Origin of the sequence: Sediminibacterium roseum (assembly GCF_009939005.1) — a bacterium.
GTDB lineage: Bacteria > Bacteroidota > Bacteroidia > Chitinophagales > Chitinophagaceae > Sediminibacterium > Sediminibacterium roseum.
Map to the genome: position 1 here is coordinate 504,063 of NZ_JAACJS010000002.1, position 22,991 is coordinate 527,053.

Sequence of the window (22,991 nt, forward strand, 5' to 3'; positions counted from 1 at the left end):
GTACGGATCCAATGAGGGATCGGCTGATCTGCTTTGGTTGCAGATAAATTAAGGAGATTTCCCGCCGTTCAGGGAGGAAATCACACCCGATCCTGCCAAAATCCTGAAAATCGGCGATTGAGAGTCAACGATTCTTAGTAATTTCACGCCTCATTTAAAAGAGCAATCGAACTATGGCTGAAGCGATCTTAATGCCCCGTCTTAGCGATACCATGACCGAAGGTGTTATTGCCGCATGGCATAAAAATATCGGGGATACCGTGAAGAAGGGCGACCTGCTGGCAGAAGTGGAAACAGACAAAGCCACCATGGAGCTGGAAAGTTACCAGGATGGCGTGTTATTATACATCGGTACACCTACCGGCGGCAAACTGCAGGTGAACGACCTCCTTGCCATCTTTGGAAAAGCCGGTGAAGATGTATCTGCACTGGTTGCGCAACATGCACCAGGTGGCGCAAAACCCGCAGCGGATGCGAAACCCGCAGAACAGGCGCCTAAAGAAGCGCCGAAACCCGCTGAACAACCAAAAGCAGAAGCGGCCCCTGCCGCCGAAGCAAAACCCGCCGCTTCAAATGTAGAAGGCATGGATGGTGTTGTACTGATGCCGCGGTTGAGCGATACCATGACAGAAGGCGTGATCGCCGGATGGCAGAAAAACGTTGGGGATACCGTGGCAAAAGGAGAGGTGCTGGCAGATATCGAAACCGATAAGGCCACGATGGAACTGGAGTCTTACAAAGACGGAGTTCTGTTATACCAGGGCGCCAAGGCCGGCGATAAGATACAGGTAAACGACCTGCTCTGCATCATCGGCAAACAGGGAACAAATGTTGATGCCATCGTAGCCGCGGTAAAAGCCGGCGGCGGTGCACCACAACCTGCAGCGGACCAAAAGCCTGCCGAACAACAGCCGGCGGCGCAGCAACAGACCGATGCCGCACCCGCAAACCAGCCACAACAACCCACGCAGCCGCAACCAGAAGTAGTGAACGACGGAAGGATCTTTGCTTCACCGCTCGCAAAAAAAATGGCGACGGAAAAAGGCATCGACCTTCGTTATGTGAAAGGCACGGGCGATAACGGAAGAATTACAAAAACAGACATCGATAATTACAAACCGGCAGCGGCGGCAAACGCCCCTGCACCTGCACCAGCTGCGAAAGCGGCGGCGCCTGCGGCACCATCGGGCGTGGTGAGTTTTGATGAAGTGCCTGTTTCGCAGATGCGCAAAACCATTGCGCGCCGCCTGAGTGAGAGCCTGTTCACCGCACCGCATTTCTACCTCACCATGACGATCGATATGGATGCCGCTGTTGCGGCACGTACCAGGATCAACGAAGTGGCGCCGGTAAAGATCAGCTTTAACGATATGGTGCTGAAAGCAACCGCACTCGCCTTGCGCCAGCATCCGAAAGTGAACAGCAGCTGGCTGGGAGACAAGATCCGTTACAACCACCACATCAACATCGGCGTTGCCGTTGCAGTAGAAGACGGGCTGCTGGTACCCGTTGTTCGTTTCGCCGATGGAAAATCGCTGAGCCAGATCGGTGCAGAAGTAAAAGAATACGCACAGAAAGCAAAAGATAAAAAATTACAACCGGCCGATTGGGAAGGAAGCACCTTCACCATTTCTAACCTGGGTATGTTTGGCATCGACCAGTTTACCGCCATCATCAACCCGCCGGATGCATGTATTCTTGCCGTAGGTGGAATATCGCAGGTGCCGGTAGTAAAGAATGGGCAGGTGGTTCCCGGCAACGTTATGAAAGTAACCATGAGCTGCGATCACCGCGCAGTAGACGGCGCCACCGGCGCAGCCTTCCTGCAAACGCTGAAAAGCCTGCTGGAAGAGCCTTTGCGGATGCTGGTTTAAAACATTTACCGTAATTCCGGATGATATCTATAAGTCCCTGAACATTCAGGGACTTTTTTTTGCATGGGCCAGATCCCCCGCAACTTATCGCGCAGCAATCCGGGCAATGCCTTTGCGGAGCAGAATGTGCCGCGGTGCGTTAACAAAAAGTTTGGATTTGATTGTTGATATTTAAACAATGACCAGGCTGCTGCTTTCACTGCTTCTGCTGCCATGCATTAAAGCGCATGCGCAGAACCTCATTGCCAACCCCGGCTTTGAAGACCGGAACACATGCACAGAGCTGCACAAAGTATGTGCGCCGGAAGGATGGTTTCGCATACCGCTCGATGCCGTATCGGCCAACAAGGGCACCGCGGGTTTCCTGATCGGCAACCACCACGATAATATTGTAATGGAGAACGTGAAACGGCCCGGCATCGGCAGAACCTATCTCTATACAAAACTGCTTTGCTCCCTGGAAAAAGGGAAAGAATATAGGTTCACCGCGTTTTTCAGGACAGGTGGCAATGATGATTTTCATCACATGAACCTGCTGTGGACAAATTTCGAGCCCTTCCGTTTCCAGGGAAGGATCTTAAGTGAAAAAAGCCGGTACACCATAAAGCCGGCTGATAAAACCAACGACCAGCCTGTGGGATGGAAGGAATATGAATTGCGTTTTGTTGCAACCGGCGAAGAAAAATATGTGTTGATCGGGAACCTTGAAAGGGATGTTTTTCCCGGTAAGGGTTCGCAGCAGCGCGGCTTGATCATCTACGAGATCGATAATGTTTCACTCCGTTCCGTAGATGGGAACACCGGCGCTTGTGCAGAGATCAGCGTCAATAAAGAAAAACTATACCTGAACAACTACCGCCATACACCGGGGAAATTTATTGATGAAGAAGAGGAAGTTGTTTCAACCCCCACACCCAAAGACGAGACAAAGACAGATACGCCCGTACCCGCCCCCATTGTGGTTGCGCCACCACCGGTTGTGAACGATACGCTGGTAATACCCGATGTGCTTTTCAAATTCGACAAGAAAGACCTGAATCCTGCATTTGCCTACCGACTGGATACGCTGATCGATAAGATCAAAAACAAAACCTTTAAACGCATTGAAATATTGGGGCATACAGACAGTCTTGGCAACAACACATACAACCAGAAGTTATCCATCAGCCGTGCCGAAACAGTAAAAAAATATTTGATCGACAGGTTGAATTATCCCGCAGACATCATCATTACCAAAGGTTTTGCCGCCACGCTCCCGGTAAGTACCAATGCTACGGGAGAAGGCAGACAGAAGAACAGGAGAGTAGAGATTGTTTTAATAAAATGATTTTGTGAATGGAAATTCGTTTGTTCAATCATAAAAAATTATACGATAGCGTTGACATAAAACGGCGGGCCAATTTTGGCCCGCCGTTTTTGTTTTAAAATCTCTCCCCCATCCTGCGCATCAGTTCCAGTCGCACCCTATCGGCGCACCCGGCGGGATGTCTTTGTGTTGCGGTTGCGGAATGTCTTTCGGCTTTTCAATACGCTCGATCGCGTAAGCGTAATGGCCACGTGTATCTGTTGTTTTCATGCGCTGCGCATATTCTTTGAGTGATTGAAGACGGCTGTAGCAGATCGATTTCACCGCGTAATTGGCATTGTCGTTCTGGCTAAGGCTCAATAATGCAGTCAATACCATCTGTTGCGTTTGCAGGCGGATCTCTTCTTTCAGTCCCTGCAACCGCGGTGTTTTCCATGTTTTTGCAAGGATGGCGTCGAGCACATCATCCCAGCCAACGCTACCGGCCTGTGCTTTGAATTCTGCCAGGCGGTTGGCCCGTTCAACATGGAACAGGAAATCGAGTTCGTATTCCGTAAGCGCCTCTGCGGCCGCCAGCGGATCGAAACTCATGCCTGTTCTTTTTGAAAAAAGTTCTCCCACTCCATAAAACATGGGCGGGCGCGGTGGAATGAGCTGGGTTATTTTTTCCGGTATGGAGAGTGTTTCGGGTGATAAACAATCGAGCGCTGCCTGCAATGCTTTTTCCTGGACCGCTTTTGGAAGTACCTGCGGTGTTTGCTGTTTATCGCCGCGAACGCTGTAACTGTAATCCATACCGCCGATGAGTTTGCAGATGGCTTCGAGTTGGTAACGGTGGTAATTGTATACGGGAACAAGCACATCCTCTATCCTCGCCATGGGCGTATTTACGCGGATGGCTTTTTCAGAAAAATTGGCGAGCGCTTTCTGGCGCACCCGGAGCACGTTTTTCAATTCTTCTGCTGCGTCGTTCCCATTGTCCCACAAATGTGCTTTGGGATGTAATCCGCCTGCGGCGCGCGCATCTGCGTCGGCAATAAAGAGCAGACCCTTGCGTGTATTTTCTTCCAGCAATGCGTTCAGGTTGCCGGTTTCATCGGTGGTTGCAGGAAACACAGAATAGCCGTACATAATGGCGCGTTTGTCCCATTCTCCTATTTCATTGGTATAAACCTGGGTAAGATCGAGATCGCCTTTCCCATTTATAAAAACATTTGGATGCGGGTAATCCATTACCGAAGCACGGTTGTTAAAACTTGATGCGTAGTTGTGCTGCAGGCCGAGCGTATGACCGATCTCGTGCGCCGACAACTGCCGCAAACGCTGCAGTGCCGCGGTTCTCATCGGTTCTGTTTCCGGAACATACAATTCGCCGTTTTGTGGTTCTTTGGCAAACGGAGAGAGCAACCCTGAGAAGATCAGGAAATCCTGTCTTACACGGAGGGAACCGAGTGTTACCTGTCCTTTGATGATCTCGCCCGTGCGTGGATCTGTGATCGATGCGCCATAGCTCCATCCGCGCGAAGAGCGGTGAACCCAGTTCACCATGTTGTAACGGATGTCCATCGCGTCTGCTGTATCCGGTAATATTTTTACGATGAAAGCATCTTTAAAGCCTGCGGCCTCAAAAGCCTGGTTCCACCATTTGGCGCCGTCGAGCAATGCGGAACGGATCGGTTCGGGTGTTCCGTTGTCAAGGTAATAAGTGATGGGTTTCACTGCCTCGCTCACTGCTGCCGAAGGGTCTTTTTTCTCGAGGCGGTGGCGTGAGATAAACATTTTCTCGATGGGATCCGACAGCGGGCTGCTGTAATCGAAATAAGAGATCCCGAAATAGCCGCTGCGCACATCGTAACGGCGCGGCTTGTATTTATCGTCGGGAAGCTGCACAAACGAGTGGTGCATGCGAACGGTGATGGCTTCGTTGGAAGGGGTAACGGCGCTTACAAAACGTCCCGCATCGCTGCCCCCAACAAAGGTGATGCTTGCTTCGAACTCGCTGTTCAATGGAAAATTTTTGGTGTTGGCCATATACATCGCCGAACGAGGTTCGCTGAAAACATAAGTGCCCTGGCGCATGTTGCGTATGCGGTCCGCCACATTCTGCGCGTCACGTACAAAGAATGAAGTGGCATCTACCAATACCTTGTCGCCTTCGTCTTCATCCACTACAAAGCTTGCTATCGTAGACTGTGCAAACGATTCGCGAACGGCGCGTTGTTCATTTTTGTCGTTTGAAGAAGCGCGATAGCTATAGTTGGGTTGAACAAGGAATAATTTTTTCCCGACCTTATTAAAGAAAACAATGCGCGAGCCGCCGATCAACCCGCGGTCGAGCCCGATGTCGTTGGATCCCAATCCCGCGGGCAATGAGTTTACATACAGGAATTCCTTATCCAGTTTATCAACCTGGAGCCAGATCTTGCCATTCGCAGCGTCCCACCAAAAAGTGAAATAGCCATCGAAGCGTTTCATATTTTTTGTTTTGTCGGCGATCTTCGACTGGGCAGAAGAGAACAGCGTGGAAAGGCATAACACGGTAATGCAGAGAAAACGCATGTGGGTTGGTTTTGGTCTTTGCTAAGATATTGAATTTCGGCAGACCCGTCCTGCCCGGTTTTTTCCGGTGATGCGTACCGCACCGCACCTTGGTGATTCTATTTGTGAGCAAAAAAAAGCCCCTCCCTGATGCAGAGAGGGGGCAGGATGCGTTTAGGGAACCTAAGATTTTTGATCATCACTGCCAGATCCGGGTGCTTCGCGGTCTTCAGGGAACAATGATGTTTGCGGTGTTTCAACAACCGTAGCTTTTGGATCCTCTACAGGTTCAGATGCAGGAACGGGCGCAGGCGCTGAGGTTGGTTTTTTAACGGCTGGCTTCTTTTTAGCCACCGGCTTTTTAGCTGGTGCCGCTTTTTTGGGTGCTGATTTTTTAGCTGCTTTCTTTGGTGCGGCCTTCCTGGCTGCTTTTTTTGGCGCTGCTTTTTTTGGTGCCGATTTTTTAGCTGCCTTCTTTGGCGCTGCTTTTTTGGCTGCTTTTTTAGCGCCGGATTTTTTCACCGCTTTTTTAACGGCAGATTTCTTAGGTGCAGATTTTTTTACTGCTTTCTTGGCTGCTTTTTTCGGCGCTGATTTTTTCTTTGGCGCTGCTTTTTTCGCGGCTTTTTTAGGTGCTGATTTCTTAGCTGCCTTCTTTACGGCTTTCTTGGGTGCGGCCTTTTTTACGGCTTTTTTCGCGGCTTTTTTCTTGCTTGCTTTTGCCATGGTAATAGGAGTTGTGTTTTGTTAATGATGAGACTTTGTAAGTTAAAAAAATATTTCTTTAATACCCGCCATTTCTTCCCGGGAAATTTTATGAACTATTTGCCAAACCCCTGCTTCTGCAACCATTGTATACAAAGAGCGGGCCAGCGGTTGAGCACAGGATCGGCAACGGCCATGCCGAACCCATGGCCACCATGATCGAACACCCAAAGTGAAGCAGGTACTTTGTTTTTCTTTAAAGCCTCATAAAAAACAACACTGTTTAAAAGCGGAACCGTTTTATCGTCGTCGGCATGGATCAGTAATACGGGAGGGGTTTGCGGTGTGATGCGTTTGTCGGTCGATAACGCGGCTACCATTGATTCTTCGGGGGTGGGCCCCAGTAACATATTGCGGCTTCCCCGGTGGGCAAAGCTGGTATCCATTGTAATAACGGGGTAAACAAGGATGGAGAACGATGGGCGCGTGCTGATCCTGTTGAGCGGGTCCGCGGCGTTCGCGTCTGCAGGTTTGTAAATGGTAGTGAGCATGGAGGCCAGGTGCCCGCCTGCAGAAAACCCCATCACGCCTGTTTTGTCTGCATCGATGTGAAACTCGTCCGCCTTGCTCCGGATGATGCGGATAGCGGTGGTTACATCATTGTATTGATCCGGAAAACGATGGCCCTCCTGTTTCGCATTGTTGAGCCGGTATTTCAGCACAAACACATCGATCCCGTTCTCATTGAAGAACCGGGCAGGCAATGTGCCTTCTTTTTCCCAGGCGAGATGGGTATAGCCACCGCCCGGGCAAACCAGCACACAGGTTTTTTTGAGCGAAGGATTGGCCGAAGGATAATAGTCCATATACGGAGCGATCGTATCAAACCCTTTGTTTACAATACCTTCTTCCGATGGATACAAAAAGAAGCGCTGCTGCGCATTTGCGCTGAATTGGACGGCAACACAAAAAACGAGGATGAGTAGGCGCATAGGTGTATTTTTAAAGAGACGAGGGCAGGAACAGGACACGGGATACCTTAATTGCAGGCTCCCTGCATCTTTTCCTGCTTTCCTTTTTTTGACTTTTACGATCAGTTAGATTCGAGCAACGCGATCTTTCCATCCATTGTGGATGCCAATACCTGTTTGCCATTGATCACGTTCACCGTGTTCACCATGGAGTTATCGATCTTGGCGGTCCATACGCGTTTCAGGGTGCCCGGGTTGATGGCATATACCTGACCGTTCTTGGTTCCAAAGAATACGAGCCCGTCTTTTTCAATCAGCATTGAAGGCACATGCTCGTAGCCAAAACCGCAATCGAGTTTCCAGGCGGCGCGTTGTTTTTCTTTTGATGTGGGGAACGCAACGATGGTATCATTCATCGTTTTTCCATAAACAAATTTCCCGTCGGCCGAAATACCGATGGATTCCCTTACGGTTGATTCATTGTTGCGCCACAATGTTTTGCCGGTGGTAAAATCGATGGCGCTCAGGTAACGGTCGGGCGCAACAACGTAAACAACATCATCGTGTATGACCGGTATGCAGGCGGCGGGAGAAAAATTCCGGACGGTAGATCCGTTGTTCCATTTCCAAACCATTTTGCCGGTGGCGGCATCCAATGCGTAAAGGTGCCTGTCCCACGCGCCAAAAACAAGCGTGTTTTTATAAAGAACAGGTGTGCTCATAACCGGCCCTTCCAGGCCTTCAAAATTCCATATTTCCGTTCCCGTAGAAAGATCTATTGCGCGGAAATGGTGATCGCTGCCCCCGATGTATACCGTGTTGCCGGAAATAAGCGGGCAACCCAATACGGCTGCTCCTGTTTTGTATTTCCAGACCTGTTTCCCGTTCGCAGTATTGAGGCAGTATACGTAGCCGTCGCCCGATCCAAATACCACCTTGTTGTTGCTTACCGCTGGCGATGAAAAAACAGAGCCGTCTGTTGTAAACGACCATTGTTTTTTTCCGTTGGAAAGAGACAGGGCATCTACTCTTCCAACCGCGTTCCCAAAGATCACGAGTTTGCTGGTAACTGCGGGCGTAGAGATCACGTTCGCGTCTGAAGCATAGGTCCATTTTGAACGGACGGACGGGAAGCTGTCGTTCACTTTGTAAGACGGACGCGGAAATGTTTTTGTAAGGTCATATTGATGCGGCTCGAGTTTCACGCGCGTCCATGGTTTTTTTGTGGCGATGCCGGGGGTTCTTTCAGAGAAGATCATTGAATCGGTACGAACCTCAACCAGGTTGTAACCACCGTATTCCGCTTTTGCGCGCAGGTTAGAGCGGCCCATCACGCCGGGGATCTCTTCAAAATTCAGCGCATGGTTGTTGTGCCCGTGGCCGCAGAGGATGGCCAGGGTATTGTGTTGTTTGAGGCGATCGATGGCTTCGTACCAGTTGTCGAGCGCATTGTCGATGGGATAGTGATTGAGAAAGACAACGGGCTCTTTCGGATCGATCTTTTTCAGTTCTTTATCCAGCCAGTTCACCGCATCGCGCGGGATGTGCCCATCGCTCATGCGCACAAAAGGGCCGGAGGCGCAGCCCAGGAAATGGATCCCGTTGTATTCGAAATTGAATTTATCGTACCCGAAAACGTTGCCAAACGTTACGCCGCCGCTTTCGCTCCAGCCACTGTCGTGGTTACCGGGGATGATGTAGTATTTTACTTTGAGTCCGTCGAGGATCTCTTTGGCGAGCCTTATCTCGGCATCGGTGCCCAGTTCGGTGATGTCGCCGGTGATCACCACAAAAGCGATATCGTTCATGGCATTGATATCGGCAACGGTCCTGCGCAGATCCTCTTCCTGCGTACCGCCCGGCGCGCTGATGTGTGTGTCTGAAATAAAGGCAAAACGGAAGGGTTTCCACTGTGCATCGGCACAAAAAACACCGGCAGAGAGGGCCAGCAGCAACATAAATCTTTTCATGGCCGGAAGTTAGGAAAAGTTTCAGTTGGTGGTATGGTTATTGAATTAATGAATGGTGAAGAACCCGGGTGTTCAAATCGTCAACTGATGCGTAACTTGGTGTATGCATACGGCAACCCATTTACCACGGGCTGTTGATCATCCAACAAAAATAAATACACATAAACCAGATATGAAGAAGACAATAGTACTTGGCGCCAGCGATAACCCTTCGCGGTATAGTTTTTTGGCAGTAGAGAAACTAAACCGTTATGGGCATCCTGTGGTGGCCATTGGAAAGAAAGAGGGACAGGTAGGTAATACGAAAGTGATCAAAGAACGGCCGGATGAAAAGGATGTAGATACGGTTACCTTGTACCTGAACCCGCAATTGCAGAAACAGTATTACGACTATATCTTATCCCTCCACCCAAAGCGCGTCATCTTTAACCCGGGTACGGAGAACGACGAATTGGCTGCGCTCGCAAAAGAGAACGGGATCCAGCCCGTAGAGGCCTGTACGCTGGTGATGTTGGGCACAGGACAGTATTGAGGGGGCCAGCGCTTCGCAAGAAAGATGGCGGACGGTTTACATTCACTCAGCATAAATCAACAGCTTCCTTAAAATGACACAAGCTCCTTTTACAACGCTTATTCTCATGTGGATCATCTTCGCGGTGGTACACAGTGGGCTGGCATCGGGGCCTGTGGCGAGAAATGTTGGGACAAGGCTGGGAAAATATTACCGGCCCCTGTATTCGCTGGCGGTGTTGATCGTGTTGTTGATATTGATCCACTACCATTATGTTGCAACGGGCACTATATTCTGGCACCCGCATTGGGTTGTTAAGATCATCGCGGCTGTTCTGGTGCTGGCAGCTTTTGCGGCCATTGTTGTTTCGCTTTGGAAGCATGCACTTAATTACAGTGGCCTGGCAACATTACTCGGCATGGAAACTTCGGATGATTTTGAGCGCGATGGATTGCATACCTATGTGAGGCATCCTATGTATACGGGTGTTTTGTTTCTTTTTTGGGGCGTATTTATCGGTTATCCGTACAGGAACAACCTGGTTAGTGCGGTGTGTTTTACTTTGTACTGTTTTATTGCGATCTATTTTCTCGAGCGGAAATTGATGGCGCAGTATGGAGAAGATTATAAAGTTTACAGGTTGCGGGTGCCTATGTTGCTGCCGTTTATTTAGCAGCGGCCCTTTACAAAGTATAAGGCGTTGTATTCCTGTTATTGTTGCCCGGAGTTAGTTATGTGATAGCATAAGTGGTTATGCGTTTCATCTTTATATTTTCCCTCGCTACACTTTTATTTTAGGCCCGGTAAAATAAAGCGGCGTAAGGAGTATGCATTCAATTGGCTCACCCGGGGTAAACGGCGAGGATTTTTCAGAATGATCAAAGTCGTTCATGTGGAGAAAGTTATAGTGCATGCTTTTCTGCATGCTTTTGATCATGTCAGTAGAATCAGTGATTTTTGGTATTCTCGCAAGTATTTCAGTCACGGGCGTGTTCGGGCCAATCGGAGCGCAATCTCCTGAATTGAATAATACCGGCAGAACAAAGGGTTTATTACTTTTCGTTCCTTTCCATCTACCGCTGGTTGTGCGCAGGGCCGATTGTACAATTGTGTCCAGTGCCTGCCATGCGCCCCGGTTGGATTGAATATTACTTATAAATCCATTTGCATCAACATTGAACCTGATAAAAAAACAGCCATCTTCGCATTCACGCGCCAATATTTCTTTTCCTGCTGTATAGACATACGCATTCAGGCTACTGTAAATAGCGTTTCTGTTTTCCAATAGCTTTTGCTGACCGATGGTGTTGATGCTGAAAAGAAGAAATGCGACGAATAGCAAGATCGTTTTACAAAAGTTCATAGCAGTTGTTTTAAGGGTTAATTGCAATTTAGCTCCGGACGATAAGTACAATTAGGTACTTGCTGTGGTTTCTATCTTGCTATTTCTTTTGAATCTTCCATACAACTTTTGGAAAGTTCCAAACTTTCCAAAAGTTAAGCTAATTCGAGGTTATTTTGATTCGCCGAAGTGTGTTCACACAAACAAATCAATCCTGAAAATTCGCCGTGGGCAACGCTCGAAGCGTACTACGCGCCGCACTGATTTTCTATTCATCCATTCAATTACCAATGTAAACAAAAACGCAACAAGTCCCGGCACGGATTTTTGAAGAGTAAGGCATGAACATTGAAATCAGGAAGTCTTTCAGTTTCATCCGGTCTTTTAAGGGAAGTATAACCTGGGTATCTGCATAGTGCGCCGGGCAGCTGCTTCGGTTCAGAGAACCAAGGCCCAAATGGATGAAAGCATGAGAATTCATTAATCACCAGCCGGGGAATACCCGCCGCATAAAACAACAACCGATGTCAGACAAAAACAAAGAAACACTTTTACAAGCCAACGCGTTAATAGCTGCAGGTGATAACGAAGGATTTCTATCCTTTTGTACAGAGGATACGCAGTGGAATTTTGTAGGCGATCAGGTTCTAAGTGGAAAAGAAGCTGTCCGGCAATGGATGCGTGAAAACTATATAGACCCGCCGGAGTTTAAGGTTGAGCACCTGATCTCGGAAGGCGATTTTGTTACCGCTGTCGGGAAAATTACTACGAAAGACAAAGACGGCAAGCCCGTCCAGTCATCCTATTGCGATGTATGGCATTTCCGGGAAGGTGAGATGGCTGGGTTGCAGGCTTTTGTTATCGAAGACAAATAGCGGCGACCCTTGCTTGCCTGGTGATCGATTTTAGTTTTTCAATCACGGCAGGGTATGCATAAAACAGTCCTGGAAAGATAGCCTTACAAATTCACAATTCCGGGCATGCGATTTTCTATTCAATTTCTATTGCTCTCGCAACTCAGAAACTGTAGATGATTTATGAAAAAAGATGGGTATGTTGTCGTAAAAGGTGCGCGTGAGCACAACCTCAAAAACGTGTCTGTGGAAATCCCACGGGATGCATTGGTCGTGTTTACAGGTGTATCGGGTTCAGGCAAATCATCCCTTGCCTTCGGAACTTTGTATGCCGAAGCACAGCGCAGGTACCTTGAATCGGTATCGCCTTATGCGCGGCGCCTGTTCAACCAGATGTCCGTGCCCGAGGTAGATTCGATCGAAGGGCTTCCACCAGCGGTTGCATTGCAGCAGCAACGTGGCTCACCGACCACCCGTTCATCCGTGGGCAGCGTTACCACCTTGTCAAACCTGCTTCGGATGCTGTATTCCCGGGCGGGTGATTATCCCGCAGGGCAGGCTATCCTGTATGCAGAATCTTTTTCACCCAATACACCTGAGGGCGCCTGTCCGAAATGCCACGGACTCGGCCGGGTTTATGAGGTAACAGAAAAATCAATGGTGCCGGATGATTCTTTATCGATACGCGAACGCGCGATCGCTTCCTGGCCCACGGCCTGGCACGGGCAGAACCTGCGCGAGATCCTGGTTACGCTGGGGTATGATGTGGACAAACCCTGGCGCGACCTTCCGAAAAAAGACCGCGACTGGATCCTTTTTACCGAGGAGCAACCCGAAGTACCGGTATACGCGGGCTTTAACGCAAAGGAAGTAAAACAGGCGCTCAAGCAGAAAATGGCACCCAGCTATATGGGAACTTTTACCGGTGCGCGCAAATATGTGATGCAGACCTTTGCCACCACCCAGAGTCAACTCATGAAAAAAAGGGTGGCGCAGTTTATGACAAGCACGGACTGCACCCTATGCCAGGGCAAGCGCCTGCGCAAAGAATCGCTGTCTGTAAAATTCGCGGGCCTTGACATCGCAGAACTCTCGCGTGTTCCGTTGAAGAAGTTAAGCGAACTGTTACATCCTTTTGCACAGAAACAGCAGAGGTCCGTAACACAAAAGGACGCTCACCCGGAAAAGCTCATCGTTACACAGCGTATTGCAGCCGACATTGCTGAACGTTTACAGGTGTTGCTTGATCTGGGTCTTGGTTATTTAACGCTTGAACGAAGCACGCCTACGCTCTCGCCGGGCGAACTGCAGCGGTTAAGGTTGGGTACGCAGGTTCATTCCAACCTCTTCGGTGTGGTGTATGTGCTGGACGAACCATCGGCCGGCCTGCACCCCGCAGATACACATGCCTTGCTTGAAACACTAGAGCTCCTCAAAAAATCAGGCAATTCTATTTTCGTAGTTGAGCATGAACTGGAGGTGATCCGCAAAGCGGAATGGATCGTTGATGTAGGCCCGGCCGCGGGTGTGGCGGGTGGCGAGATCCTTTATAGCGGGGTGCCGGAAGGATTGCAAAAAATTGCCGCGTCAAAAACAAGGGAATACCTGTTCAGCAATAAAAGTTTTACGCCTCCCCCGGCCCGGAAGCCCAAAGGATGGCTCACGCTTGAAGGTGTAACCCGCAATAACCTTGCAGGACTTGACGTAAGATTTCCGTTGGGTGTTTTCACCAGTGTAACCGGAGTTTCAGGTTCGGGAAAATCGAGTCTTGCAGCACAGGCGTTGCCTGAATTTGTAAGTGCACAACTGGGGCAGTTTATTGAAACGGAAAAAGAGGAAACCGAAGAACTGGAACGTGTTGAAGTTGAGACGACAGGCGGAAAGATCACGGGCGGTATGGAATACATCAAACGAATGGTACGCGTGGATCAGAAAGCGATTGGCCGCACGCCCCGCTCCAACCTGGCTACATATACCGGTCTTTTTGATCACGTGCGTAAACTGTTCGCCGAAACACCGCTCGCCAAGAAGCGAAAATATGATGCAGGCAGGTTTTCTTTCAATGTTGCCAAGGGACGATGCGAGAACTGCAAGGGCGAAGGCTTTGTAATGGTTGAACTCCTGTTCCTTCCCAGTGTGTATGCACCATGTCCTGTATGCAACGGTGCACGTTACAATGCAAAGACGCTCGAGATTACATACCGCGGTAAGAATATTGCCCAGGTACTTGAACTTACCGTTGATGACGCACTCAGCTTTTTTTCAAACGATACAAAAGTAAAATCCGCCCTTTCAGTGCTTCATGAGGTAGGGCTTGGGTACATCCGGCTGGGCCAGTCGGCAACCGAACTTTCAGGCGGCGAGGCGCAACGCATCAAACTTGCAACGGAACTACAGCGTACACAAAATGGCCAGACACTTTACATACTTGATGAACCCACCACGGGTCTCCATCCATCTGACGTTGAACGGCTGCTGAAACAGCTCAACCGCCTTGTTGATGCGGGCAATACCGTGATCGTGATAGAACACGATATGCATGTTGTGGCGGGCAGCGACTGGGTAATAGACATTGGTCCCGGCGCCGGCGACGAGGGAGGAAAGGTTATTGTACAGGGTACACCGCAAGCGGTGTCGAAAAACAGGAACAGTAAAACCGCGCCTTACCTGGCGGATTTTTTGCGCCAGGGATAACGATTGGTGAATGCCGGTTGCTTTATCAATATGATCATTATAACAAAGATCATAATCCATAAACGTATCAATCATTTGGTTGCAACGCCCTATCTCTTCTTTCGTTCAAGGAACCGTATCGCATAAATTACGATCATTTCGTAACACTACGATTTATTCGTAGAATTTAAAAAACATCCGTAGATTTAAAACATGAATAGGCTGATCGCATTTTTTTCGTTGATGATACTTTTTGCAGAAGGAGTATCCGCGCAACTTCCCGCCTATGAATTTCCGGCGCCAGCGGGCTGGGGAAAGGAAACATTCAAGCTTCCGCCAGGGTTTGCAAAGGAGATTACTTTTAATGGAATCGAGGACATCCGTTTTACACCTGGCTGGTCAAAACAAGGGAATGTACAGTACTGGTCTTATGCTTTTGTCTGGCTGATCAAAGGTTCCCAATCATTCACGGAGAAAAGCTTGTCTGCATACATGACCGCCTATTACAATGGCATTTATCTCAGCAACCTGGGTCAGAAACCAGCCCCTGCCGCCGGCTTTACCTCGTCTGGTTTCCGGCAGGTAAAAACCTCAAACGGCGATCGTGAAACGTTCGAAGGGTTTGTCAAAACTTTAAATTTTTTGAGCCACGATCCGCTGGCTTTGCACTTGAGGGTTCATGTGCGAAAAAGCCCGGTCGGCCGCGCTTCAGCGATCCTTTTTGAAATTTCGCCCCAGCCATACACCCATGCGGTCTGGAAAGAACTGGCTTCTGTGTCCAATGGATTCAGGCTGAAATAAATATTCCGGGCTTCAACTTTACAACGTTGGAAATTCCAAAACAATAAAGACACCATTTACCTAACCAATCAGGGCGCGATTTAAAATTGCCATCCCACCGCCCATCCAATAGACAAATAAGAGATCGGCTGCGTAATGATTTTTGTTGTATTGGTGATTGTGCCGTTATCATTTTTGGTTGACTGGACATCATTAAACCGCGCGCGGCTCATACACAGATCTACCGTGGCTTTCATAAAAAGATGATTTTTCGGAATTGATTTGATCGCACCACCGATGGTAAGTGAAAATGCAGGAGCATTTTTAGCGGGCTGGTTAAACGAAAGTGTAGAAGCTCCGTTGGTGCTTGCTACAAATGTGTTTGGTGTACTGACAGAAGCGAGGCCCAACAGAAAACGGTTTTCAACCAACATTTTGGGTTGCTGTTCCTTGTTTTTTATTGTATAAATATTGGTAAGGCCCAGTTGAAAATTATTGATGATCCACCAGCCGGCGATGGAGTTGCTAACCGTATAGCCCGGGTACGATTGGTTGAATGAGTTGAGGATGGTGGTTTGATCTTGGTGGAATGAGACCCTGTCGTAATTCAAAACCAGCGCCAGCTTTTGGGTTAAGTTATAATCGGCCGTTACACGAAACGTACCGCCTGGTTTCGCAAACCCCGATCTGGCGGATGTTGTGTTTTGTGAGGCAAACACGCCAAAAGGAATAGAAAAGCAAGGAGAGATTGACAAAGCGAGAGGTGTTTTTGGCCCGGATCTGTTTTGCTGCGAGAAAAGATTGCCTGTGCAGAGTAAAAGAAGAAAAATGTAAAAGCAGGCTGTTTTTCTCATAAAGTTGGATTGGTATCAGAAATATAATGATTTTTTGAATACGTCTGCAACTTTTGGAAAGTTTTAAAACTTTCCAAAAGTTAAGCTTTGCCGTCGACGTTCAATCTTTTATGCGTTAAATACGTGATGATTCTCGAACCCTTTTTCTCCCTCCCGGGTAGTTGTTGGTCGCCTGACCAACAACTACCCGGGATAATGCATAAGTATCAAAAAATCATCAATCCCGGTTTTATTCTCCGCATTCTATCTTAAAAACCAAAACAAAACACGCACGACTGTTCGCCGCAAATGTCTCTCGAAGAGGTATCGAATCACCTAAAGGGAGTATATAGAATAATAAGTTAGTTATTTTATTAAAAAATCCCTCGCATTGGTGTGAGGGATGTCTGAATCTGAATATACTTTACGTCTTATCCTATTACGTGTAGTGCAACTAATATGCTTATCAGAGTTGCTAGTGCTATTCCGGCTATTGTCCAATTAAGAGTTTCCCTACTTATTTTCAAGCCCTTTTTAGTTAAATCGCTATTGTCTGTACCTATGGTAGTTCGGTCGCTGTTGGCTACAGCAGGGCTATTTGCTCCATGAGTAGTAATGTTAGTGATGTATTGAGGGGCTTGCGGAGTTTTGGGAACTTGCCGTTCCTTTTCATATTTAAGAGTGCTTTTAATGTGGAGCGAGTTTGTGGGGTAAGCACCTTGCATAGTTGTCATTAACGCCATTGAAGCCGCACTATCTGCGTAGTCGATGTCCTTATCTTCTTTCAAAGCACGAAGAACTTTAAAAATATCTCCCCTAACGGGGCGTTGCTGTTCCCTATCTAACCCTTCGGTATATTTTTCAATCAATGGTTTAATGTCCACAGAACACATCGGGGATTCGTGTATAAGTTCCTTAATTTCCTCAATGAGTTTAAGGTTATCCATGTTATTTGCCCTTCTTTTTAATAGGAGTATTTAAAGCCAGTTTAAGCAGTTCATCAGGGGATAGATTGACTTTTAGAGGCTTCTCATCTTTGAGAGCCTTATTAGTCATTTTGGGCGGCTTAGGGTTGATTGCTTTTGCCATAGCCACTAAGATACAGCGTTTTATACGTAGTATTATCACCCCTATTAAGCATAACAAGCATTGATAATCAATCAAATATTAGTTAAACAACCAAAGTATTGTATAAGAAATACTAACTTTGAGTAATAATTAGTATTATTAATTATCAAAAATTAAAATTATGGCACAGATAACCGGTTTATTGATCCCCGCAGAAGGCGAGCAAGGTTACACTGCTATCGTAGCCGAGTTTCCTGGGATTATTGCGGAGGGAAAAACAAAAGAGGAAGCCAAACAAAATCTTATGGATAATTTCCATTTAGTGATGGAACATAAGCGGCAAGAAATGTATAAGTCCTATGGTGAAAAGACAGAATCATTTGCTTTAGCATAGAATGACCAGAAGACAATTATACAATTATATTGTAAAGGAACACAAATGTACACAGCGTGTTTTGCCGGAAGGGCAGGCACGCTGTATTTATTTTGAGAATCCTAAGAATGGTAGGTATGGTACATTGAATACACCAATTGATGATAGAGAAATGTTACCTGCTACTGTGACTGCAATTTGTTTGGCTTTAGGTATTCCCATACCCGCATCGCTTGAACCTCCTGTTACCTTTTCGCGTAATTAGAATTTGTTTATTCTTTTAGCTTCTTTATCCAACACCCATTTAGGAACACTAGGCAATACTTCAACCTTCTTAGTCAATGTTTTATAGTCTATCCTGCGTTCCATATTTTTTAAGGATAGGGCAAAGCGATCTGCATCTTTAATTTTACGTGTGTTATAGCGATACGCAAATTCATCGCAATACCTCTGCATGTGTTTTGGTGATGCTTGATGATAAATACCATAGATACCACGTTTGAGAGTTGAGAAGAACCCTTCTACACTGTTAGTATGAATATCACCGTTTACAAATTCATCTTTATCATGTCTGATAATCTCATGCGCTCCAAACATTTTATCTAATCCCCGGTATGCCATTAAGCTATCAGTCATAACAATACTAGGGCGTGTTACGTACTGGTTAACCATTTCTTTCAAAGTTTGCTTTTGGCTGTCTATTACAACTGCTTTTACTTCACCGTGTCTTTGCAGTAATCCCATAACGCCCGTCTTATTACCCGCGTGTCCTGATTCATAGCCTCCCTCTTTCTTGTATTGCTCGCGTACTTTCTTGTGCTTATTTTTCATCTTACCACCTACATACGTTTCATCTACTTCTACTATCCCTTCTAATTGTACCCCTACATTCTTCATCATTTCTCTAATACGGTGGATCATAAACCATGCAGTACGTTGAGTAACGCCTAAGTCTCTGCCTAGCTGGTGTGAAGAAATACCTTTCTTATGTGCTGTAACCACATACACCGCAGATAACCATTTAGTCAATGGAATACGGCTGCTTTCAAATATAGTTCCTACTGTAACGCTGTATTTCTTACCGCATACGTCTTGACTTGCTCCACATTTAAACCTTTTACCGCTCTCAATAACATATGTTTTATCACTAAATCCACAGTAAGGACATACCGGGCAACCATCCCAACGTTGAGTAATAAGATAGTCCCTACAAGCCTTTTCAGTAGGCATTGAAAGCAATAATTCGTGTAGATTCTTAAACATATATTAGTTATTTTAGTATTCTCAAAGCAACCTAAAGCGTAATAAAAATGAGTTTACAATTGCCAAAGATTATCCAACGTGAAGGAATTACCATTGTCATTAACGTGTTTCGGGTAGAATATAATCCGCTTATTAAAACATTGGATAGTTCAGCATATTTATTGGGGAATGTACAAAAGCCAAAAGGCTTTGTTACTCCCATAGTTAAGTCAAACCATGTGTTTGTGGACTTACAATTTGTGGTTAAAACCCCAGAATTAGAATTGCCTGCAATCATTGCCACTACTAAAGCGTTATTGTCTGATGACGAGCCAATAGCAGATTCTAAACACGTTTGGAACTTGGTAGATGAATACTTAACACTCATTTCAGAAGATATTAAAGAAAATAATGTAGTGGATAAAAACGGAGACCTCATATCACTTGGACACAACAATTTCGCTACCGACAATTTTGAGGGAATTATTTAGCCATCGGGTAACCATCTGACCGTCTCTTACTTCAAATGTGGCTATTACCTCTGCTTCTGTATCTTTAATTTCTTCCCATAGTTCTTCAAAAGAACTCTTACCTAACTCATTATAATTCAATTCTTCTCCCTTTACATGATTTAGTGCCCTCGAAGAGGACTTTGCGCAGCACGGACTTACTAATAATTTTTAATTGTGAAATGAACAATCCGGTGATGTGATTGGTCAACCCGCCCAACCTTCTCTGTCGAGACTGCGAAATTGAATCGCCTCGGCTAAATGCTCCGGTTTGATCTCCTCACTCCCTGCAAGATTCGCGATCGTTCTGCTTACTTTTAAGATCCTGTCGTATGCGCGGGCGCTTAAATTCAACCGCTCCATCGCTTTCTTCAAAAGCGCTTCACCAACAGGGCTGATGATGCACATTTCACGCAATTGTTTGCTGCTCATTTGTGCATTGCAAACGTGCCGGGCATTTCGGCATATCGTGCTGACTGGATCTCACGCGCACCTATCACCCTTTCGCGGATGGCTGATGAAGATTCGCTTTCATTGTGATTGCTGAGTTCGCTGAACGCTACAGGCGTTACCTCCACATGCAGATCAATACGATCCAATAAAGGCCCCGATACTTTATTCAGATATTTCTGGACCGCACCCGGCGGACAGGTGCATTCTTTCTCCGGATGGTTGTAAAACCCACAGGCGCATGGTTTTGTCGATACTGTGCAGGTACACCGCCCGCGTGCAAAAGCCTCATTTTCAAGGCTATCCCCAACACCCGAAAACGCTCGGGGATCATATCAGGAAGCGGAGAATGGATTTGGGGTTGTATTAAAGCTAAGCCGCAAAGTTGATGAATGTGTCAGAAGACTGCCTGTGTTATTGGGAGAATGGACGCAATGAACCGCGACTCTATCAATATCCCACGATCATTGCTTTTCTCGGCTATTACCCCTTTGACCACGAAACGGAAACGTTTGGAGGGAAGATCAAGCGGTACAAATACGAGCATGGGTTGAGCAATTTGAAGCTCGCGAAGATGCTTGGTGTGGATGAAGGAACTGTTGCCAATTGGGAGCGAAATAAGTGCCTTCCTCACAAAGAAGCATTGAAAGGGTTACTTTCGACGTTAAACAAAAACGCCGCTCATTGAGCGGCGTTTTTTTCATTGCTTAAATTCATCAAAGTATCGTCGTATTTCGGTAGAGATTTCTGTAATTTTTTCCAAAGTGTACAACGTTTTGCCAGCGTTCATTTTAAAGCGGTATTCTTTAAAATAATAATCGTAAGACTGAACATCTATCCGATATGCCTTGGTTTTCTTTGTGCTATCCAATTGGCGGCATAACGTTTCATTAACGGTCTTCAACTTGTCTGAATAGTTGACTTTCCATGTTTCAATAAGAGCATTATCTTTTTTATGCCTGAATTCGTACACTTCATACAACCCATTTTTATCGCGTTTGGATTTCACAACCCTAACTTTGAAATTCAAAAAAATGGGATAGAGATCGGTTATCACAAACCATTGGTTTTTTAGTGCATCCTTTCTGCTAATTTGTTTTTTTGACGACAGATTTTGAGGGTTGAATTCGTAACCTAAATTTGTGACAGTATCACACACAAAAATTCGAAATCTAGTTTCCTGAACTAATTTGTTATTTGGCCCTACGGAATCGAACTTGTAAGACATTTTATACAACTTGATAGTAGCGAGCGTGTAGATGTCAACTGTTCCGTTAGAATAATGAATGATGCCAGTATCAGATTGAATGGGCAACCGCTCGCTGATTCTTACGCCACTAATATCCGAGTTGTGATTTGATTGTTGCGAGATCGCACATTCAGGATATGCAAAAATGATTATGAAAATCGCAAGTAAAGTGTCATATGTAGTTCTCACAATGAATGAATTTGATGTTTAATCTACGGTATTAATAGCCAACATACACCTGACCTGTACTTGAACCAGTGTAAACAGGTGAACCGCGTACACCAAACGCGCATGCAATAGTATAGTTAAAAGTCCAACTTCCCGCCACGTTTGCCTCAGTATTACCATTACCCAGCGTTCCGTTAGTAAACGTTCCAGTGAGGCTACCTGAGTGACACGTCGGAAATCCGTCAGGCGTTGATGTGTTTGTGAAAATAGCATTTACAAATTTCCACGTTGGGTCATACACGCTGGTTTTGTATTGCTCACCATAGTAATTTGCAAAATATCTGTTGTACCAAACATTCGCCAGTTCGAAATTTGTAAAGTGCCATTTACCGGTATACGGTCTGTAGAGATAGCCGGAAACTGGGTCAACTTCAAATGACCCAATCGAAGTTGTATGCCATTCATTCACGGACTCCTGAGAGACATTAGCAAACAGGTCGTCAACCTCTTCGTCGGTAAATCCACAAGCGGGAGGTGGTGGGGGTGGAGCGCCGTCACTGCCTCCTCCTCCACCCTCATAGCATTCGCCGCTATAATATAAAAACGTCACTTCTAAGATTCTATGTGTTTCTTGGTCGTATTCAATCAAAAACCATGCAAGGCACTCCTCGATAGGCGGAATATAATCTGATCGGGTGCCGCTGGCAGTTTTTGTCGCTTTGGCGAACGCCACTTTGACGTCTTGCCCTTTCGCTACACCCATTCCTTTGAAATTCCTAACCTTTCCGCCTACACCGCCAACCCACACCTTAATAGGATTGTTGGTAAGCGATCGAACCTTAATAGAATCTCCTGGGATCATGGAATTGCCCGCGAACAAGGTCCGGATCGTTGTAATGTCTTTCGCTTCATAAATCCCATCGAATGTATATGATGAGTCATTTTTTACGAGGGCAAAAAATTGTTCTCGCCGTTGAACTGACATTGATTTCATCTTGATGAGAACTAAAGGCTTTTCGTTTGCTCTTTGTATTGTATAGCTTATTGCATAGTCTAGTCCTCCTTTCATGAGAATGTCGCTTCGTTGTTTGTCTTTCGTGTTGGCAATTTTGCCGTACGACAAATACCATTGTTCGACGATCTTTTGGAAGCCAAGTACTTCGGGATTTGATGTTGTTTGCAAATGCTCTTTTTTACAAGCAAAAAAAAACGCCTGTTGCTAGCGCGATAAGCAAAAGCAGTTTTGATGATAGTAGTTTCATTGTTTTGGTTTAATGAAGAATGAATGTAAATCGAATAAAGAACTTAGCGTAGGGGTAACCCCCCTTTTTTTTATAATACGGGAAAAATACCCGGCTACTAGTTAATTAGCAGAGAAACAGAGTCATGTGATCCAGAAATATGTATTATTCATTCTCCGCAGAGTGTCCTTAAAACCAACTATTTTTTGAACGTTCTCCGCAGACGTCTCCCGAAGGGGACTCTGCGGTCGGAGGGTTACACATGCCATTACGAACAAAACGATGCTTGTCGGTAACAGACGGATGAGAAAGGTCCGATTGGCGGGCAATGAGT

At 46.5% G+C, this 22,991-nt stretch carries 23 protein-coding genes and 1 pseudogene; 11 read left to right on the plus strand and 13 right to left on the minus strand.

The features are described from left to right. Window positions 1-173: 173 nt before the first annotated feature. Together GWC95_RS02145 and GWC95_RS02150 are read left to right on the plus strand one after the other, a co-directional pair. Window positions 174-1,874, plus strand: a complete 1,701-nt coding sequence (locus GWC95_RS02145) for a pyruvate dehydrogenase complex dihydrolipoamide acetyltransferase (RefSeq protein WP_161817022.1) — start codon at window positions 174-176, stop codon at window positions 1,872-1,874. 178 nt (window positions 1,875-2,052) lie between these two features. After that, on the plus strand, window positions 2,053-3,201 hold the full coding sequence (locus GWC95_RS02150) for an OmpA family protein (RefSeq protein WP_161817023.1): 1,149 nt from the start codon (window positions 2,053-2,055) through the stop codon (window positions 3,199-3,201). 120 nt (window positions 3,202-3,321) lie between these two features. On the opposite strand, the gene GWC95_RS02155 is transcribed toward GWC95_RS02150, so the two are convergent. Then, the gene (locus tag GWC95_RS02155) at window positions 3,322-5,739 is read right to left on the minus strand and encodes a zinc-dependent metalloprotease (protein ID WP_161817024.1); all 2,418 of its coding nucleotides are present in this window, start codon (window positions 5,737-5,739) and stop codon (window positions 3,322-3,324) included. Window positions 5,740-6,097: 358 nt separating this feature from the next. Between GWC95_RS02155 and GWC95_RS02160 the strand changes: the two genes are divergently transcribed. Next, window positions 6,098-6,469 (plus strand): hypothetical protein, encoded by a 372-nt coding sequence (locus GWC95_RS02160; RefSeq protein WP_161817025.1) that lies wholly within the window; start codon window positions 6,098-6,100, stop codon window positions 6,467-6,469. Window positions 6,470-6,539: 70 nt separating this feature from the next. Here the strand turns inward: GWC95_RS02160 and GWC95_RS02165 are convergent, their stop codons facing one another. Both GWC95_RS02165 and GWC95_RS02170 read right to left on the minus strand, forming a co-directional pair. Then, a complete protein-coding gene (locus GWC95_RS02165; protein WP_161817026.1) occupies window positions 6,540-7,415 on the minus strand; it encodes an alpha/beta hydrolase in 876 nt (291 codons plus the stop codon). A 101-nt stretch (window positions 7,416-7,516) separates the two neighbouring features. Continuing rightward, window positions 7,517-9,364 carry an outer membrane protein assembly factor BamB family protein gene (locus GWC95_RS02170; RefSeq protein ID WP_161817027.1) on the minus strand — a complete coding sequence of 616 codons (1,848 nt, stop codon included), beginning with the start codon at window positions 9,362-9,364 and terminating at the stop codon, window positions 7,517-7,519. Window positions 9,365-9,536: 172 nt separating this feature from the next. Between GWC95_RS02170 and GWC95_RS02175 the strand changes: the two genes are divergently transcribed. After that, on the plus strand, window positions 9,537-9,896 hold the full coding sequence (locus GWC95_RS02175; protein WP_161817028.1) for a CoA-binding protein: 360 nt from the start codon (window positions 9,537-9,539) through the stop codon (window positions 9,894-9,896). Between the two features lie 73 nt (window positions 9,897-9,969). Further along, a complete protein-coding gene (locus GWC95_RS02180; protein WP_161817029.1) occupies window positions 9,970-10,548 on the plus strand; it encodes a methyltransferase family protein in 579 nt (192 codons plus the stop codon). A gap of 108 nt (window positions 10,549-10,656) precedes the next feature. Here the strand turns inward: GWC95_RS02180 and GWC95_RS02185 are convergent, their stop codons facing one another. Then, window positions 10,657-11,238 (minus strand): hypothetical protein, encoded by a 582-nt coding sequence (locus tag GWC95_RS02185; protein WP_161817030.1) that lies wholly within the window; start codon window positions 11,236-11,238, stop codon window positions 10,657-10,659. A gap of 503 nt (window positions 11,239-11,741) precedes the next feature. Between GWC95_RS02185 and GWC95_RS02190 the strand changes: the two genes are divergently transcribed. The 3 genes from GWC95_RS02190 to GWC95_RS02200 all read left to right on the plus strand — a co-directional run bounded on the left by GWC95_RS02190 (window position 11,742) and on the right by GWC95_RS02200 (window position 15,545). Then, window positions 11,742-12,092 (plus strand): nuclear transport factor 2 family protein, encoded by a 351-nt coding sequence (locus GWC95_RS02190; protein WP_161817031.1) that lies wholly within the window; start codon window positions 11,742-11,744, stop codon window positions 12,090-12,092. Window positions 12,093-12,254: 162 nt separating this feature from the next. Continuing rightward, window positions 12,255-14,765, plus strand: coding sequence for an excinuclease ABC subunit UvrA (uvrA, locus tag GWC95_RS02195; protein WP_161817032.1), 2,511 nt, complete (start codon window positions 12,255-12,257; stop codon window positions 14,763-14,765). A 222-nt stretch (window positions 14,766-14,987) separates the two neighbouring features. Next, window positions 14,988-15,545 (plus strand): hypothetical protein, encoded by a 558-nt coding sequence (locus GWC95_RS02200; protein WP_161817033.1) that lies wholly within the window; start codon window positions 14,988-14,990, stop codon window positions 15,543-15,545. 80 nt (window positions 15,546-15,625) lie between these two features. On the opposite strand, the gene GWC95_RS02205 is transcribed toward GWC95_RS02200, so the two are convergent. The 3 genes from GWC95_RS02205 to GWC95_RS02215 all read right to left on the minus strand — a co-directional run bounded on the left by GWC95_RS02205 (window position 15,626) and on the right by GWC95_RS02215 (window position 17,446). Then, the gene (locus GWC95_RS02205) at window positions 15,626-16,378 is read right to left on the minus strand and encodes a hypothetical protein (protein WP_161817034.1); all 753 of its coding nucleotides are present in this window, start codon (window positions 16,376-16,378) and stop codon (window positions 15,626-15,628) included. Window positions 16,379-16,788: 410 nt separating this feature from the next. After that, entirely contained in the window at window positions 16,789-17,304 is a 516-nt protein-coding gene (locus GWC95_RS02210; protein ID WP_161817035.1) for a hypothetical protein, read from the minus strand. A 1-nt stretch (window position 17,305) separates the two neighbouring features. Continuing rightward, window positions 17,306-17,446, minus strand: coding sequence for a hypothetical protein (locus GWC95_RS02215; protein WP_161817036.1), 141 nt, complete (start codon window positions 17,444-17,446; stop codon window positions 17,306-17,308). Window positions 17,447-17,606: 160 nt separating this feature from the next. On the opposite strand from GWC95_RS02215, the gene GWC95_RS19570 reads away from it, so the two are divergent. Continuing rightward, window positions 17,607-17,819, plus strand: coding sequence for a type II toxin-antitoxin system HicB family antitoxin (locus tag GWC95_RS19570; protein ID WP_202630189.1), 213 nt, complete (start codon window positions 17,607-17,609; stop codon window positions 17,817-17,819). Between the two features lie 240 nt (window positions 17,820-18,059). Here GWC95_RS19570 and GWC95_RS02225 read toward each other — a convergent pair whose 3' ends face one another. Next, window positions 18,060-19,061 (minus strand): IS1595 family transposase, encoded by a 1,002-nt coding sequence (locus GWC95_RS02225; protein ID WP_161817037.1) that lies wholly within the window; start codon window positions 19,059-19,061, stop codon window positions 18,060-18,062. Window positions 19,062-19,108: 47 nt separating this feature from the next. On the opposite strand from GWC95_RS02225, the gene GWC95_RS02230 reads away from it, so the two are divergent. Continuing rightward, the gene (locus tag GWC95_RS02230; protein ID WP_161817038.1) at window positions 19,109-19,531 is read left to right on the plus strand and encodes a hypothetical protein; all 423 of its coding nucleotides are present in this window, start codon (window positions 19,109-19,111) and stop codon (window positions 19,529-19,531) included. Between the two features lie 225 nt (window positions 19,532-19,756). Here the strand turns inward: GWC95_RS02230 and GWC95_RS19665 are convergent, their stop codons facing one another. From GWC95_RS19665 to GWC95_RS19675, 3 genes and pseudogenes are all read right to left on the minus strand, one after another. Beyond that, the gene (locus GWC95_RS19665; RefSeq protein ID WP_237722032.1) at window positions 19,757-19,957 is read right to left on the minus strand and encodes a magnesium chelatase subunit ChlI family protein; all 201 of its coding nucleotides are present in this window, start codon (window positions 19,955-19,957) and stop codon (window positions 19,757-19,759) included. A gap of 20 nt (window positions 19,958-19,977) precedes the next feature. Beyond that, window positions 19,978-20,148 (minus strand): hypothetical protein, encoded by a 171-nt coding sequence (locus GWC95_RS19670; RefSeq protein WP_237722033.1) that lies wholly within the window; start codon window positions 20,146-20,148, stop codon window positions 19,978-19,980. A gap of 12 nt (window positions 20,149-20,160) precedes the next feature. Continuing rightward, a pseudogene (locus tag GWC95_RS19675) lies at window positions 20,161-20,211 on the minus strand (hypothetical protein); the annotation flags it as partial. 176 nt (window positions 20,212-20,387) lie between these two features. On the opposite strand from GWC95_RS19675, the gene GWC95_RS02240 reads away from it, so the two are divergent. Then, complete coding sequence (locus GWC95_RS02240; RefSeq protein ID WP_237722034.1) at window positions 20,388-20,687, plus strand: helix-turn-helix domain-containing protein; 300 nt, start codon at window positions 20,388-20,390, stop codon at window positions 20,685-20,687. Window positions 20,688-20,699: 12 nt separating this feature from the next. Here the strand turns inward: GWC95_RS02240 and GWC95_RS02245 are convergent, their stop codons facing one another. Both GWC95_RS02245 and GWC95_RS02250 read right to left on the minus strand, forming a co-directional pair. Then, window positions 20,700-21,437, minus strand: coding sequence for a hypothetical protein (locus tag GWC95_RS02245; RefSeq protein WP_161817040.1), 738 nt, complete (start codon window positions 21,435-21,437; stop codon window positions 20,700-20,702). Window positions 21,438-21,468: 31 nt separating this feature from the next. Continuing rightward, window positions 21,469-22,599 carry a hypothetical protein gene (locus GWC95_RS02250; RefSeq protein WP_161817041.1) on the minus strand — a complete coding sequence of 377 codons (1,131 nt, stop codon included), beginning with the start codon at window positions 22,597-22,599 and terminating at the stop codon, window positions 21,469-21,471. Window positions 22,600-22,991 lie beyond the last annotated feature (392 nt).

Excerpts from the sequence above, each read along its gene's own strand:
- GWC95_RS02165 (WP_161817026.1), bottom strand. The coding sequence starts at position 7,415 with ATGCGCCTACTCATCCTCGTTTTTTGTGTTGCCGTCCAATTCAGCGCA.
- GWC95_RS02240 (WP_237722034.1), top strand. The coding sequence starts at position 20,388 with ATGAATGTGTCAGAAGACTGCCTGTGTTATTGGGAGAATGGACGCAAT.
- GWC95_RS02150 (WP_161817023.1), top strand. The coding sequence starts at position 2,053 with ATGACCAGGCTGCTGCTTTCACTGCTTCTGCTGCCATGCATTAAAGCG.
- GWC95_RS02175 (WP_161817028.1), top strand. The coding sequence starts at position 9,537 with ATGAAGAAGACAATAGTACTTGGCGCCAGCGATAACCCTTCGCGGTAT.
- GWC95_RS02215 (WP_161817036.1), bottom strand. The coding sequence starts at position 17,446 with ATGGCAAAAGCAATCAACCCTAAGCCGCCCAAAATGACTAATAAGGCT.
- GWC95_RS02225 (WP_161817037.1), bottom strand. The coding sequence starts at position 19,061 with ATGTTTAAGAATCTACACGAATTATTGCTTTCAATGCCTACTGAAAAG.
- GWC95_RS02185 (WP_161817030.1), bottom strand. The coding sequence starts at position 11,238 with ATGAACTTTTGTAAAACGATCTTGCTATTCGTCGCATTTCTTCTTTTC.
- GWC95_RS02200 (WP_161817033.1), top strand. The coding sequence starts at position 14,988 with ATGATACTTTTTGCAGAAGGAGTATCCGCGCAACTTCCCGCCTATGAA.
- GWC95_RS02210 (WP_161817035.1), bottom strand. The coding sequence starts at position 17,304 with ATGGATAACCTTAAACTCATTGAGGAAATTAAGGAACTTATACACGAA.
- uvrA (WP_161817032.1), top strand. The coding sequence starts at position 12,255 with ATGAAAAAAGATGGGTATGTTGTCGTAAAAGGTGCGCGTGAGCACAAC.
- GWC95_RS02190 (WP_161817031.1), top strand. The coding sequence starts at position 11,742 with ATGTCAGACAAAAACAAAGAAACACTTTTACAAGCCAACGCGTTAATA.
- GWC95_RS19665 (WP_237722032.1), bottom strand. The coding sequence starts at position 19,957 with ATGTGCATCATCAGCCCTGTTGGTGAAGCGCTTTTGAAGAAAGCGATG.
- GWC95_RS19570 (WP_202630189.1), top strand. The coding sequence starts at position 17,607 with ATGGCACAGATAACCGGTTTATTGATCCCCGCAGAAGGCGAGCAAGGT.
- GWC95_RS02230 (WP_161817038.1), top strand. The coding sequence starts at position 19,109 with ATGAGTTTACAATTGCCAAAGATTATCCAACGTGAAGGAATTACCATT.
- GWC95_RS02205 (WP_161817034.1), bottom strand. The coding sequence starts at position 16,378 with ATGAGAAAAACAGCCTGCTTTTACATTTTTCTTCTTTTACTCTGCACA.
- GWC95_RS02155 (WP_161817024.1), bottom strand. The coding sequence starts at position 5,739 with ATGCGTTTTCTCTGCATTACCGTGTTATGCCTTTCCACGCTGTTCTCT.
- GWC95_RS02180 (WP_161817029.1), top strand. The coding sequence starts at position 9,970 with ATGACACAAGCTCCTTTTACAACGCTTATTCTCATGTGGATCATCTTC.
- GWC95_RS02145 (WP_161817022.1), top strand. The coding sequence starts at position 174 with ATGGCTGAAGCGATCTTAATGCCCCGTCTTAGCGATACCATGACCGAA.
- GWC95_RS02170 (WP_161817027.1), bottom strand. The coding sequence starts at position 9,364 with ATGAAAAGATTTATGTTGCTGCTGGCCCTCTCTGCCGGTGTTTTTTGT.